Origin of the sequence: Carboxylicivirga agarovorans, from assembly GCF_050589845.1 — a bacterium.
Lineage (GTDB): Bacteria > Bacteroidota > Bacteroidia > Bacteroidales > Marinilabiliaceae > Carboxylicivirga > Carboxylicivirga agarovorans.
The window spans coordinates 317195-331377 of record NZ_JBNGPA010000002.1 but is presented as its reverse complement, the minus strand read 5'-3'; the positions used below and the strand labels follow the sequence as shown (position 1 = coordinate 331377).

At 38.8% G+C, this 14183-nt stretch carries 13 protein-coding genes; 1 reads left to right on the top strand and 12 read right to left on the bottom strand.

All coding sequences use genetic code 11. The annotated features are described in order from the left end of the window. Positions 1-38: 38 nt before the first annotated feature. Positions 39-1568, bottom strand: coding sequence for an acyl-CoA dehydrogenase family protein (locus ACRD69_RS03490; protein ID WP_430813673.1), 1530 nt, complete (start codon positions 1566-1568; stop codon positions 39-41). Positions 1569-2012: 444 nt separating this feature from the next. Between ACRD69_RS03490 and ACRD69_RS03485 the strand changes: the two genes are divergently transcribed. Next, complete coding sequence (locus ACRD69_RS03485) at positions 2013-3785, top strand: OmpL47-type beta-barrel domain-containing protein (RefSeq protein ID WP_430813672.1); 1773 nt, start codon at positions 2013-2015, stop codon at positions 3783-3785. 79 nt (positions 3786-3864) lie between these two features. Here ACRD69_RS03485 and hydG read toward each other — a convergent pair whose 3' ends face one another. The 11 genes from hydG to ACRD69_RS03430 form a co-directional block, all read right to left on the bottom strand. Further along, the gene (hydG, locus tag ACRD69_RS03480) at positions 3865-5298 is read right to left on the bottom strand and encodes a [FeFe] hydrogenase H-cluster radical SAM maturase HydG (protein ID WP_430813671.1); all 1434 of its coding nucleotides are present in this window, start codon (positions 5296-5298) and stop codon (positions 3865-3867) included. Between the two features lie 284 nt (positions 5299-5582). Then, entirely contained in the window at positions 5583-6059 is a 477-nt protein-coding gene (locus ACRD69_RS03475; RefSeq protein ID WP_430813670.1) for an NADH-quinone oxidoreductase subunit NuoE family protein, read from the bottom strand. Between the two features lie 82 nt (positions 6060-6141). Continuing rightward, positions 6142-7908, bottom strand: a complete 1767-nt coding sequence (locus tag ACRD69_RS03470) for an NADH-dependent [FeFe] hydrogenase, group A6 (RefSeq protein ID WP_430813669.1) — start codon at positions 7906-7908, stop codon at positions 6142-6144. Positions 7909-7942: 34 nt separating this feature from the next. Further along, on the bottom strand, positions 7943-9736 hold the full coding sequence (locus ACRD69_RS03465) for an NADH-ubiquinone oxidoreductase-F iron-sulfur binding region domain-containing protein (protein ID WP_430813668.1): 1794 nt from the start codon (positions 9734-9736) through the stop codon (positions 7943-7945). An 11-nt stretch (positions 9737-9747) separates the two neighbouring features. After that, positions 9748-10155, bottom strand: a complete 408-nt coding sequence (locus ACRD69_RS03460) for a (2Fe-2S) ferredoxin domain-containing protein (protein WP_430813667.1) — start codon at positions 10153-10155, stop codon at positions 9748-9750. A 64-nt stretch (positions 10156-10219) separates the two neighbouring features. Then, positions 10220-10765 carry a sensor histidine kinase gene (locus ACRD69_RS03455; protein ID WP_430813666.1) on the bottom strand — a complete coding sequence of 182 codons (546 nt, stop codon included), beginning with the start codon at positions 10763-10765 and terminating at the stop codon, positions 10220-10222. Further along, entirely contained in the window at positions 10765-11508 is a 744-nt protein-coding gene (locus ACRD69_RS03450; protein WP_430813665.1) for a PHP domain-containing protein, read from the bottom strand. Before ACRD69_RS03450 ends, ACRD69_RS03455 begins: the two co-directional genes overlap by 1 nt. 1 nt (position 11509) lies before the next feature. Continuing rightward, positions 11510-11845 (bottom strand): serine kinase, encoded by a 336-nt coding sequence (locus ACRD69_RS03445; RefSeq protein ID WP_430813664.1) that lies wholly within the window; start codon positions 11843-11845, stop codon positions 11510-11512. After that, entirely contained in the window at positions 11832-13211 is a 1380-nt protein-coding gene (locus ACRD69_RS03440; protein ID WP_430813663.1) for a [Fe-Fe] hydrogenase large subunit C-terminal domain-containing protein, read from the bottom strand. Before ACRD69_RS03440 ends, ACRD69_RS03445 begins: the two co-directional genes overlap by 14 nt. A gap of 13 nt (positions 13212-13224) precedes the next feature. Further along, positions 13225-13641 carry an ATP-binding protein gene (locus ACRD69_RS03435; RefSeq protein ID WP_430813662.1) on the bottom strand — a complete coding sequence of 139 codons (417 nt, stop codon included), beginning with the start codon at positions 13639-13641 and terminating at the stop codon, positions 13225-13227. A 7-nt stretch (positions 13642-13648) separates the two neighbouring features. After that, a complete protein-coding gene (locus ACRD69_RS03430) occupies positions 13649-14005 on the bottom strand; it encodes a DRTGG domain-containing protein (protein WP_430813661.1) in 357 nt (118 codons plus the stop codon). Positions 14006-14183 lie beyond the last annotated feature (178 nt).

Genomic DNA, 14183 nt, shown 5'->3' with positions numbered 1-14183 from the left:
TTAAGACAAGCTTATTCACGCATTACTTTATATTGCTATCAGGTGAACAGCAACCAATTTGTATCAACCTGATAATCTTCAATGACTCTTGTTTCGTTCTTTGCGTTAAATGAAGAAAGTAATTCCTGGATTTCCTGTCTTAAATGTACAGTCGCACCATCAATAAGCTTGGCTGAAAAGTCTTTGTTAGCTAGCTCAATAAGATGTTCAAGCGAAATAACACGACTCAGGATCTTCCCTAAATCAACAAGTTTACGCTGAGGCTCGTTATAACTTAGCTCAAAGTCAAATAAATCTTTCACCAGGTCTGATGCATTAGTGGTCAACTCAAATGACTTTAAAAAAGCCAATAAGTTGGTCTGCCTGGCTTTCTTCATCAACTTTATCACACCTTCTGATATTTGAGAATACAACATATCGTTTGATCCTTCAAAAATTTGAAATGGGCGACTATCAACTATTGAACGGCCAGCAATATGATTCAGTTTATATCCTTTAGCACCGACCAATTGCAGTAAGGTTTGAGAAGCAGCCTGCATCATATCGGTAGAAAGACTTTTAACAGCATTGGCTTCGATTCCTATCATTGACAGATCTTTGGCTAAACCGGCCTTCTTACAACTATTGACACAATAGGCAGACACAGTGGTAAAATAGGATTGAATTTGGCTAATTCGTTGTTGTACCTGATCGTAATTCAATAAACTTTTACCACCTACAAACCGCTTTTGACAATGCTCAATAGCTTCATCCAACATCCGCTGTATAAAACCCATGGCCATTCCAGGGAATGACATACGGCTCCGGTGCAATAAATCAAGCATTAACTTAACACCCGATTTTTCAGGTACTAATTTTTGGATAGCTGGTATTTGTACATCAAGTTTATTTCTTCCATAGGGAATCTGATACAAACCTAAATTCTCAAAAAACTCTTCAACAACAATTGTCTGATCTTGCTGTGTAACATCACAAATAAAGAAATCAACATCCCTTGCCAATCTTCCATCTCCCGTATCTTTACGCGCTGTGAGCAACCAATAATCAGCCCAGCCTGTTAATCCTGCCCAATGCTTGCTTCCCGTTAAATGAGCAAACCTATCTGTTTCGTTGTAAGATGTACGCATATTAAGTGCATCACTTCCAAAATCAGGTTCTGTGATCATTAGTCCTCCCATATTCTGCTGCTCAACAAAACGCTTTAGAACCGCCGCTTTCGCTTCTGGTTGCGCAGCTTTAATAACTGGCTGAAGAAACAAAGCCATATTGATGCCAAAAGTTAATGAAAGTGCAAGCGACTCATATGATGCAGCCGACATTAAAGCAATGCTTTCCTTGACATCTCCTCCTAATCCCCCATACTCTTTAGGAATAATAGCGGTAAAAGGATTAACTGACATTATTTCACGCATAACAAACGGTGGCATTCCCCTCTTTTTCCCAAGCTCATTAATATCACTTCTTTCGTGATAAACACTTTTCATTTTACTTTTTAACTGGCTAAGCATAACTTCAAATGACCTGTTTAAGGTATCATTTTCAATCGTTGAGATTTCTGTTTGAAACATTCGTATTGTTTTTTTTGGAAGTATGAAAATTGTTCGAGAGATCTATAATGAGCCACACACACATTCAACCGAAGCACACAAATTCGTAACTACCTTGTTAACTTATTATTTAACCACGAATGTATTCAATAGTTTTTAATTCCAATGGATTTTGAGATGTTTTTATCTTTTTATATGATTTATTTGCATAACATTTACCAAATACGCCTAATTCTACTATTATAGCGGAACATGCGAGTTTATTGGTCGAACCTTTTGACCTATTTAGACGAAATACATCCATTCATCGCAAATTTTAAGCTACTGGTCAAAATGGATCCATTTTGTTGATTACTTCTTCCACAATTAGGTAACCCTATAGTACTAACATCGTAATTCTGTGTAAAATTCTCAATAGATAACACACGCAATAATAAAATCTACAAAGTGAACAGATTTATGTCAATGAAAAAAATTCTAAGTTCGTGCCTGGCATTGTTTCTTTTTATCAGTATAACAAAGTCGCAGGAGCAAGCCGACCATCCTCAAAAAATGTATCGTAACGAAGAAGGTCGTTTATTTGCGAATAAACACCAGCCCATGTATTTAATGCTATCAACAAGCCCCGGGGCTGAAGGAAATACAGAAACACTTGAAAGTGAAAGTTGTCCTAAATATGCTAATCCGTTTTATTTTGATTCAGAAGGCCTGAATACTATACGTACACCATCACAAGTTGATCCTGAAACAAAAGAATTGGTTTATCCTGTTTCAGATGTAGTATTTCAGGTTTATGCCGATGGAATTGCCCCTACAACAAAAGCCAGCTTCAGTCACGCGCAGAAATACGTAAGAAACGACAGTATTTATTATGGGGCCGGCCTTCAAATAGCACTAAGCGCTTACGATAAAGTTTCTGGACTTGATAAAACCTACTATAGCATTAATGGCGAAGAATTTAGGTTATCAGAGGGAGTCATTAACATATCAGAAGAAAAGCATTATTCATTAAAGTATTACAGTGTTGATAACGTAGGTAATGTCGAAAGCATACAAGAGAGACAGTTTACTATTGACAAGACGGCTCCTGCTGTCAACTGGAAGTTAGTTGGTGATGTTTCTGGCAATACTGTTTCAGCACGTTCTAAAATTGAATTATTAGCTGTTGATAAAACAACAGGAATCAGTCATATCAAATATCAGCTGAACGACGATCCGGTAAAAACCTATTCACGCCCTATTGATTTGAGCATGATTGAAAATGGGAACCACGACTTTAAATTCTGGGCTAGCGACAATGTTGGTAACCGGTCAGATGGCAGTAGCCACACCGAAGATATTGCAGGTGGTGATATGACTACTTTTTCTTTTGTTATTGATTACGATCCACCAGAGGCAACTGCAACGATAATTGGAGATCAGTTCCGAGGTAAATATCTTTATGTATCTGAACGAAGCAGGTGCGAGTTAGATGCCAAAGACAATCAATTGGTTGTTGACAGAACGATGTTCGGTACCAACCGCGTGGAAATTGACAAGAAGTATGAAGAGCCCTTTGCCTTTGATACAGAAAAAGCCTTACAATCTGTTTATTATCAATCCTATGATATGGTAGAGAACCAATCTAAGGTTGGTAAAGTATCTGTATTTATGGATACGGAAGCTCCTTCAAGCGGCATTGATTACGATGGTCCGCAATTCTTTAACAGAGATACATTATTCATTAACAAGTTAACTGAGATAAAACTATTCTCTGAAGACAATGCATCTGGTGTTCAGAAAATCATATCTAAGGTCAATGGTGATCAGGAGCAAGAAACTACCAGTTTTAAAATCCCTGATGAAGGCTTTTATGAAATCAATTTCTCTTCAATTGACAATGTCAATAACCGGGAGACAGCAAAAACCAGCCAGGTATACGTTGATAATGAAGGCCCTGATGTATTTATCAATTTCAGTATAAAACCAACACGCCAGGAAAAACATGACGGTCAAGACATATCTGTTTATCCGCCATTTGTTAAATTATACATTGGCGCAACTGATAAACATTGCGGTACAAAAAACATACTTTACAGTATTGATGGAGGTGAGAAGAAAAACTATGGTAGTAATGGCTCACCATCTAGTATGGAACTGTTCAAAGAAGAGCGCATCTATAGTGTAGAAGTCGAAGCAAAAGATAAACTGGGTAATGGCAAGACAGAAACCTTACAGTTTAGAATTTCGAAGAATTAACAACTCATTCTATATTAAAAGTGGCGAAGAAAGACATCTTCGCCACTTTTTTTTATTTCGCTATAGTGCTGTTATCAAATTAGAAATATAAGTCACGTTCTCCTTCCTTTATTTTACCAAGACGCTCTATCAACTTCGACTTAAAACGCTCATCTTCATAATCTTTTAGACTATCTTCAATTAACTGATAGCCCTTTTCTTTTGTTGTTGGCGGAGCATAGTCCTCCAAATATTCGGCAAGCGTCAATATGGCATTTGGTTGACAAAAGCGTTTAATAAAGCCGGGAACGGAAAATTCCATAAAGTGCTCACCTGTTCTGTTTAATCGATAGCAAGCAGTACAAAAAGATGGAATATAACCATCTTCGACTAACTCTTCCATCACTTCGTTTAAAGAACGATCATCGCAAATCTCAAACTGTTCATGGTCCAGGTCCTGCTGTTCCTTATGACTGGTATAGCCTTTCATTTCAATATTAGTACCGCCATCAATTTGAGAGACTCCATATTGCAGGATCTCATCGCGGATATAACCAGGTTCGCGTGCTGTTAAAATCAATCCGGTATATGGAACTGCCAGGCGTAAAACAGCCACTAACTTAGTAAAATCAGCATCGCTTACCTCATAACGTTTATCAACCTCAAAACCTGATGCTGACTGGATGCGTGGAAATGAAATAGTATGTGGTCCTACATTATAGACTGCTTCAAAATGGTTAACATGACGTAATAAGCCCATCACTTCGTAACGCCAATCATATAAACCGAATAAAGCACCAATACCAACATCATCGATTCCGGCTTCCTGCGCACGATCCAATCCTGCCAAGCGCCAGTCAAAGTGTTTTTTAGTTCCTTTCAGGTGTACTTTTTCGTACGTTGGTTTGTGATATGTTTCCTGAAAGATCTGGTAGGTTCCAATTCCGGCTTCTTTAACTATCTTATAACCATCAATATCCAAAGGAGCCGCGTTAATATTAACACGACGTATCTCTCCGTTTTCATGTTTAACACCGTAAACAATTTTCACTGTATCAGCAATAAACTGAGCATCGTAACGCGGGTGTTCTCCATAGACTAATATCAGACGCTTGTGTCCGGTATCTTCCAGGGCCACTACCTGATCAATTATATCTTGTTTTCCAAGTGTTAATCGTTCTTGTTTTTTATTGGTTGAGCGAAAGCCACAGTACGTGCAATCGTTAATACACAAATTACCGACATATAAAGGGGCGAATAAAACTATACGTCTGCCATAAACCTGCTCCTTTAATTGTTTCGCTGCCGCCTTAATGGCATCAACCATTTCTGGTTCATTGGCATTGAGCAGCAAGGCTGTTTCCTGCAAACTCAAGCGATTCTTATTTAATGACTTCTTGATCACCTCTTGCACTTGCTCCATGCCTGGGTTTTGATTTGCATCAAGAATCTCATGAATCTCATCTGCATCGATAAAATTCTCCATTGGCTTATCAGCCAACTTATATTGTTGTGGGTTATAAATTATTGACATTTCACCTGCTTTTATCTGATGTCCCCATCATGACTCCATTGCTCAAAATTAGGGGTTTTAAGCTAATTTAAGCAACAAAATACCAGAATTATTATCTGTTAAAAAACAGTATTTCATCGAATGAATAACGATTTTGCTTACATACCTCCTATAATCTACCAAATCGAAATTTTCACAGCTATACTTTCATCACCATTAAAGCAATAGCACCAATTATCTTTCAGTATAAATAACAAAAAAGCCGCCTTACAAATGTAAGGCGGCTCCATTTTGAAACACGTATTTTATTTGTACTCATCTAAAATACCTTTTACATCTTCGGCAGCTACACGACCATAAACCTTTTCGCCTACAGTAACTACCGGGGCTAAACCACAAGCTCCGACACAACGTAAGCAGCTAATTGAAAATTTACCATCTTCAGTTGTTTCACCAACCTTAACATCCAGATGACGCTTAAATTCATCCAGGACCTTCTCAGCACCACGCACATAACAAGCTGTACCCATACAGATTGAGATTGGATGCTCTCCTTTTGGAATCATTGAGAAGAAAGAATAGAATGTAACAACACCATAAACGTGAGCTACAGATACATTCATTTCGCTAGCTACCAACTCCTGAACTTCAGCAGGCAGATAGCCGAATAATTCCTGAGCTGCATGAAGTGCGTTAATCAACTCGCCACCTTCGTTACCGAGTTTTTTACATACTTCTTTTAATTCTTCCACCTTAGCGGCGGGTAATTTTATATTTGCCATTTTTCGTTTCTTTAAGATAAAAGATTCAAGTACCAAGTATCAGGATAGTCTATCACCCTGATACCTATAGCTTGATACTTTTTTAGATTTCAACCTTCTTTTTCTTATCGTAATAGTGTGTGTGAAGCAGTTCGTGCGATTTATGTCCACATGGTTCACCAAGGAATTCAGAATATAGTTTCTGAATGAATGGATTCTCGTGTGATTTACGAAGGATCTTACCTTTATCCTCTTCATAAATTGCTTTCTGGCGCTTCTTCAATACTTCAACATCACCGTGGTGATATGGCTGACCACCACCACCGATACATCCACCAGGACATGCCATAATTTCAATGGCATGGAATTGTGATTTACCAGCTTTGATATCTTCTAATAACTGACGTGCGTTTCCTAATCCGTGTGCAATACCGATGTTGATCGGAAGACCATCAAAGTCGATTGTTGCAGAACGAATACCTTCAAAACCACGTAATTCTTCGAAGTCAAGTTTTGGAAGTGGCTTCTTGGTATGAACTTCGTATGCTGTACGAACAGCAGCTTCAATTACGCCACCAGTTGTACCGAAAATTACAGCAGCACCGGTTGACTCGCCTAATGGCTTATCGAAATCATCGTCTTCCAATGCTTCGAAATTTAAGTTGGCATTACGGATCATCTGAGCCAACTCACGAGTAGAGATTGACAAATTAACATCCGGATCACCGTCTACTTTAAATTCATCACGCGCACACTCATATTTCTTAGCCAAACATGGCATAACCGACACTACTACAACATCTTCACGCTTTTGCTTTAACTGATCGGCAAAATAAGTCTTTGCGATAGCACCAAACATCTGTTGCGGAGATTTAGCTGTTGATGGAATATCAATCATATCAGGGAACTGATGTTCGAAGAAATTTACCCAACCCGGACAACAAGAAGTTAAGATAGGCAACTTAACATCCTTATCACCAGCCAAATGCTTATTTAAACGACCCAGTAACTCAGTACCCTCTTCCATGATAGTTAAATCAGCAGCAAAGTCTGTATCGAATACATGGTCAAAACCTAATTTGCGCAGAGCTGAAACCATTTTACCGGTAACAAGCGAACCTGCTTCCATTCCAAATTCTTCTCCTAATGCAGCACGAACAGCAGGAGCGGTCTGAACAATCACTGTTTTCTTAGGGTCAACAATGGCATCCATAACTTTCGCTGAGCTGTCACGCTCTGTTAAAGCTCCCGTTGGACATACTGCAACACATTGTCCACAGAATGTACAAGCCGAGTGGTCTAAATCCATTTCAAAAGCAGGTGCTACTACAGACTCAAAACCACGGTTAACAGCTGAAAGCACACCAACAGTCTGCACTTCATTACAAGCTGTTTCACATCGGCGACACATGATACACTTCTCCATCTCACGAACGATAGCTGGTGATTCATCACTCTTATATGAGTTTTTCTCACCCTGGTAACGAACTTCGCGAATACCGAGATTCTGTGCCATTGTCTGTAATTCACAATCTCCGGATTTAGCACAAACCAAACAATCAAACGGGTGATCTGATAAGATCAGTTCCATTACTGTACGACGCGCATTTACCACACGAACAGAGTGTGTTTGAATGTCCATACCTTCTGTACATTCAGTTTTACATGCTGGTGCCAGGTTACGACGACCTTCAACTTCAACCACACAAACACGACATCCGCCTGGCTTATTCTCAATGTTCATATCGTGCAGCTTCATATGACATAAAGTAGGAATATCCACCCCGATGTTTTTAGCTGCCTCTAAGATGGTAGTGCCTTTCTCAACGACTACCTTTTTATTATCTATGCTTAATTGAACGATTTCCATTCTTCTATCTTTTACTGTTCAAAAACTGGTTTGGCTATTGAATGCTGATAGCACCAAACTTACATTTTTCATAACAAGCACCACACTTGATACAAGTCTCCTGACTAATTAAGTGAGGCTCTTTCTTATCACCGGTAATCGCATCAACCGGACATACACGAGAACACAATGTACAACCAATACATTTCTCAGCATCAATTACATATTGCATTAACGATTTACATTGACCAGCCGGACACTTACCTTCTTTCACGTGTGCTTCATACTCATCAGCGAAGTTCTCCATCGTTGAAAGAACCGGATTAGGTGATGTTTGACCTAATCCACAAAGCGACGTATCCTTAATTACATTACTCAGGTTACGTAATAATGTTAAGTCTTCTTCCGTTCCTTTTCCTTCAGTCAATTTATCAAGCATTTCATATAAACGCTTGTTACCAATACGACATGGAGCACATTTACCACATGATTCTTCAACTGTAAAATCTAAATAGAATTTAGCTACAGAAACCATACAATCATCCTCATCCATTACGATCATACCTCCTGAACCCATCATAGAGCCACAAGCCAATAAGTTATCGTAATCAATCGGAATATCAAGATGCTTTTCAGTTAAGCAACCTCCAGAAGGCCCACCTGTCTGAACAGCTTTAAATTTCTTACCGTCTTTGATACCACCACCAATATCGAAAATTACCTCACGAAGAGTGGTACCCATTGGAACTTCAATCAAACCAACGTTATTTACCTTACCCGCTAAAGCGAATACCTTGGTTCCTTTGCTCTTTTCAGTTCCGATACTGCTAAACCATTTAGCTCCCTCTAATAAGATAACTGGTATGTTAGCATAGGTTTCAACGTTATTTACGTTGGTAGGCATACCTTTGTATCCACTTTCAGATGGGAATGGAGGTTTTACAGTAGGTTCACCACGTAAACCTTCCATTGAGTGGATCAATGATGTTTCTTCACCACAAACGAATGCACCGGCACCGTAACGCAATTCAACATCAAAGCTAAACCCGGTACCAAAGATATCATCTCCCAACAAACCATACTCACGTGCCTGATCAATGGCTATCTTCAGACGTGAAATTGCCAATGGATACTCAGCGCGAATATATATCAACCCTTTAGATGCACCTGTACAGTAGCCATTAATAGCCATAGCTTCTAAAACAGCATGAGGATCACCTTCCAGAATTGAACGGTCCATAAATGCACCCGGGTCACCCTCATCAGCGTTACAAACCACATATTTTTGCTCTGCTTCTACTTTACGCGTGATATCCCATTTTAAACCTGTAGGAAAACCACCTCCACCACGACCGCGAAGACCAGAGTCAATAATTTCTTTAATAGCCTCTTCAGGAGTCATTTCAGTCAAAGCCTTTCCTAACGCGGCATATCCATCGCGGGCAATATACTCATCAATGTTTTCTGGATTAATAAACCCACAGTTTCTAAGTGCAATACGAATCTGCTTCTTATAGAAACCCATATCTTTCGATTCTGACACACGCTCTTGTGTTTCAGGATCGGTATATAACAAACGCTCAACTTTACGACCTTTCACCAGGTGCTCAGCCACTATTTCTGTAGCATCTTCAGGTGTTACCTGAACGTAAAAAGTATTATCAGGAACCATTTTAACAACAGGACCTTTTTCACAGAAACCGAAACATCCGGTTCTTACCACTTGTACTTCGTTTTCGAGGCTGTTTTCCTCTAAAACTTTACCAAGGTTTTGTACAATTTCTTCTCCCTGTGAGGCACGACATCCGGTTCCACCACAAACAAGGATATGATTTTTGAATTTAGCCATAGCGCAAAAAACTATTCGTTTTTATTCTCTTTTACTGTTTCGTAATTTACCGGGATGATTCCATCCACCAACTCCCCTCTGATAACATACTTCTCAATGATTTCATCGGCCTTTTTATTATCCACATGACCAAAAACCACTGGATCTGTTCCAGGTAGTGTTACTTCGATAGTAGGTTCTGCATGACAGTATCCCATACATCCGGTTTGAGTAACTATGGCATCAATTGCCTGACGATCCATTTCTTCAATCATATGGTTCATCACTTCTTTTGCTCCTGAGGCAATACCACAAGTAGCCATCGACACTTTTACCTGAACCATTTTTTCAGGATTGTCGCTTTTCTCACGCAGACTTACTTTAGTCTGCAATTCTTCGCGCATTTTACGCAAATCAGCCAGAGATTTTACTTTTGACATAGCGATTGGTTATTATTAATTACACATTCTTTTGTTTGTCTGGATGCCTGATCTAATCAGACATTTAATCAAATTCTATATTTAATTCCTTTAAATTCTCGTCAATCATTTCCTTTAAAAAACTTGTCACTTTTGGCAATCGTATATCTACATCCCCCATTGCCTCTTTGACCTCATTGGTACTTATTGCAAATTCATCATCTTTTCTATGCACTACAAACTGAAGGTTAACACCATCGTTACCCGTTATCATCATTGCGGCAGTAGATGCAATATCTCCCATTGGTGGCCTGTCAATGTGCTCGCGTCCAAATGTGGCAGTCAGTGTTGTACCAACTCCCAACTCCGAAGATAAACACATGTTTCCACCTGTCAACTCGGCATTCTGCAGAATTAAAGGAATACCCATCCCAACCTTTCGTGTTGTTCTGGACGTATAAAATGGATCCGTTACTTTCTTTAAGGTCTCCTTATCCATTCCACTTCCATCGTCTTCCACTTTAATGATCAACCATTGCTCATTCAGTGTGATGGCAAGTCTCACATTCTCTGCTTTCGCTCTCACCGAATTCTGAACAATGTCCATGATATGCATTGATAAATCCTTCATTACTTCAGTTCTACAATTTTTCTTCCTTCTTGCTGATGCAGTGCTTTGCGTAACTCATCAAAAGTGGCTTCTTCCATTTCAATTATAGAATAGTGCGTTCCTATCTGTTCCGGGAAATGAGCGTCTGAAGAGCGTAAAACTGCAAATTGCTTTAACTCAGGGTGTTTTTTTATCTGTTCTTCAACATCCACTCTGGCGCTCATCCCGATGGCGTCTGGTATAATATCAAAAGGCATAAAACCCAATTGACTATAAACACTAAAACTTGGCCGGAATATATGGGCCGGAATAAACAATCCATTAAGTTCTCTCACCTTTTTCTCAACCTCATCAATGGACTGATTTATTGCACTAATCAACAAACGATCTTCCTGACCAACAATTTCCTCAGCATGATCAACCCACACCTGGTAACCAAATTTCTCAACATCATTGGGAATATTTGGCAGATGTTTATCAAGATATGCCTGAAAAAGTTCAAGTTTTTCAAAATTTTCAAAGAACGTTAAACAGTGGACTTCCTCTTTAGTGGTGACTTCAGCACCACATAACACTGCTAATCCTTTTTGCTTACCTATCTTATAAACCTCGGCACATTGCCTGGTTGAGTTATGATCGGTAATGCCTATTATATCTAATCCTCGCTCTAATGCTTTATTTACAATGACTGCCGGGCTCATCTCTAAACTTCCACATGGAGATAAGACGGTGTGCATGTGCAAATCTGCCTTAAAGCGTTTCATATCATTTGTTCAATAATTTGTACAGTTCACCTGACAATTCAAACGCTTCCATTGAAGAACTCAACAATGGAATACCTTCATCATTACTTTGACTAATAGTATTTTCATCAGCCTCCAAATCCTTTACTATAATAACAGCTGCTACTTCTTTAAGCGAAGCCACAGCCATAACATTGCGATGTGTCTGTAGGGTTATCCAAACTTGCCCTTCATCTACATTTCCCATCACATCACTCAATAAGTCTGAAGTGTAACCTCCCTTTACTTCATTTTGAAGGCCTTCTTCTCCACCTGTAACTTTTAGTTCTAGCTTTTCTATGATATCAGAAACTGTCATTCTTTGCTCCTTTTTTCTTACAATCCTTATCTAAACGATCTTTGCCCCAGCTTTTTTCTATAATTCGGATAGAGTGCTGTGGGTCTAACTTTTTAGTCTTTTCCATCATCCTCTGCAAAAACACACAGTTGGACAAATGTGCTTCCTTTCGCACGATATCTTTAGCCAGGCTCTCACAGCTTGGCGCACCACATGCACCGCAATCAATACCAGGCAGGTAGCACATCATACGACGAACGCGTTCCATTTTTTTCAATGCAATGCCCATATCTTCGTCCAATACCATCATTGAACGCGGCTCAATCTTACCTACATCACTGTTCGCCTTAATCGTTTGTTTGTGTTCTTCAGAAATATTTTGAATATATTTTCCGGACGCATTTATGCGATCTGCACGGTTCTTAATACGTTCAACGGTTAAAAATCGATTTTCAGTCAGCAATACACCTCCTGCGCAACTCTGATCGCAAGCACGTAATTCAAGAAAATCTACGTTTATAATTTCATCATTTTCAACCTTCTCCAGAAATGAAATAACATTATGTATTTCATCAATAGCCAAACAACGGCCTCTCATTTGACTAGCCTCACCATCCGTTAGACTCCAGTTCAATCCTTTCGGAGATAAATAAGGCACAGTGTAATCACAATTTTCAGTCGTCTCATTGCGATTATTTAATACATGAAATACTTTGTTGTATAAGAAATCCATATTGATAACACCATCAACATTTGATGATTCATCTCCAACAGGACTCTTGACAGTTGCAATTTTTGAGGCACAAGGGGTTACATAGAATATACCTATTTCATCTGAGCTTTTCCCCTCTTCTTGTAACAACTGCCGGTAATACAGTGCAGTAGTATCAATTGGAGGTTTAATTGGAATAATATTATTCACTAATCCTGGAAAACGAACTTGAATAAGTCTTACTATTGAGGGACAAAAAGCACTTATCATTGGCTTTTCTCTATCGGAGTTCAACTCATCAAGCATGGACTCATTAATAACATCAACTGTTGCCTCCGCAGGCACTACATGTGTAAATCCAAGTCCTTTCAGGATATCGATAATCTCGCACTCTTTAATTCTTTTAGAAAACTGACCAATAAAAACCGACGGCAGAATAGCTACCCGATGCTTAAAGTTAAATATCTTCTCAAAATCATCCTGCTCAACATAGAAGGCATCTACCGGACAAGCTTTCATACATTCACCACAATCAACACACCAGTTTTTTCTTATTGATGCAACACCATCGCGTATACGAATGGCATCTGTCGGACAAACATTCATACAATGTGTGCAACCAAAACACAAATCCTTATCGACTTTTAATGCGTGATAAAACTGTTGTTCACTCATAGGTTTTAAGTTCTTAACTGGTCAACTTAGTTGTTAATTCAACTATAGTTCCTTCACCAACTTTACTTGTTATATCTATTGTATCAGCATTTCTTTTCATATTTGGCAATCCCATTCCAGCACCAAATCCCATCTCTCTCACCATGGCTGAAGCTGTGGAGTAACCAACCTGCATTGCCAGATCAATATCTGGAATTCCAGGACCTTCATCCGCTATTTTAATGTATATTCTATTCGTATCAATATCCACTAAAACACTCCCTTTATAGGCATGAGCCACAACATTAACTTCACCTTCATAAAGCGCGACAACGATGCGTTTAATGATTTTAGGATCAACATTTAGCTGTTTAAGAACCTTTTTTACACTACTGGCTGCATTTCCAGCTTTAGCAAAATTCCCTCCTTCAACTTCGTAGTTAAACTCCATATTAAAATTAATAAACGGGACTAACGCCTGCCTCGTATAAAACACCAATGGTTCTGAACATTGAATACTGACACTCAATAAGAACCATATTATTTTCTTCAGCTACTTCTATCATATCGGGTGTTATTTTCTTTCCACGAACAAAAACAACACAATTAATATCAGCCATTTCTGCTGTTCGTACGGTTTGCATATTTGTTAATCCAGTTATTAAGACCAGTTGCTCAGATTCGAGTGTTAACACATCACTCATCAAGTCACTCGCAAAGGCATGGTTAACCTCGCAGTCAATATACTGCTCACCGCATACAACACAAGCATCCAAAAGCTCAGCTATCTTTTTTATTTTTATTGATGACGCCATATTTTTAGTTTCTTAGCTGGATTTAGTTTAGCATTCGATTAAAGAAATTTTTCCCGAATATGAAAGCAAACTAATACTAATATACCGAGAAAAAAAAGGCCAGATGTTGGTTTTCTTTAATACAGAACAAGTCTAAATTAAAACGCAACAAATCAGACGATAAGAAACCCCATAGCTA

Bases quoted from the DNA above. Each gene is read 5' to 3' on its own strand.
- ACRD69_RS03470 (WP_430813669.1), bottom strand. From the start codon at position 7,908: ATGGAAATCGTTCAATTAAGCATAGATAATAAAAAGGTAGTCGTTGAG.
- ACRD69_RS03450 (WP_430813665.1), bottom strand. From the start codon at position 11,508: ATGAAACGCTTTAAGGCAGATTTGCACATGCACACCGTCTTATCTCCA.
- ACRD69_RS03440 (WP_430813663.1), bottom strand. From the start codon at position 13,211: ATGAGTGAACAACAGTTTTATCACGCATTAAAAGTCGATAAGGATTTG.
- hydG (WP_430813671.1), bottom strand. From the start codon at position 5,298: ATGTCAATAATTTATAACCCACAACAATATAAGTTGGCTGATAAGCCA.
- ACRD69_RS03430 (WP_430813661.1), bottom strand. From the start codon at position 14,005: ATGGCGTCATCAATAAAAATAAAAAAGATAGCTGAGCTTTTGGATGCT.
- ACRD69_RS03455 (WP_430813666.1), bottom strand. From the start codon at position 10,765: ATGAAGGATTTATCAATGCATATCATGGACATTGTTCAGAATTCGGTG.
- ACRD69_RS03435 (WP_430813662.1), bottom strand. From the start codon at position 13,641: ATGGAGTTTAACTACGAAGTTGAAGGAGGGAATTTTGCTAAAGCTGGA.
- ACRD69_RS03460 (WP_430813667.1), bottom strand. From the start codon at position 10,155: ATGTCAAAAGTAAAATCTCTGGCTGATTTGCGTAAAATGCGCGAAGAA.
- ACRD69_RS03465 (WP_430813668.1), bottom strand. From the start codon at position 9,736: ATGGCTAAATTCAAAAATCATATCCTTGTTTGTGGTGGAACCGGATGT.
- ACRD69_RS03490 (WP_430813673.1), bottom strand. From the start codon at position 1,568: ATGTTTCAAACAGAAATCTCAACGATTGAAAATGATACCTTAAACAGG.
- ACRD69_RS03475 (WP_430813670.1), bottom strand. From the start codon at position 6,059: ATGGCAAATATAAAATTACCCGCCGCTAAGGTGGAAGAATTAAAAGAA.
- ACRD69_RS03485 (WP_430813672.1), top strand. From the start codon at position 2,013: ATGAAAAAAATTCTAAGTTCGTGCCTGGCATTGTTTCTTTTTATCAGT.
- ACRD69_RS03445 (WP_430813664.1), bottom strand. From the start codon at position 11,845: ATGACAGTTTCTGATATCATAGAAAAGCTAGAACTAAAAGTTACAGGT.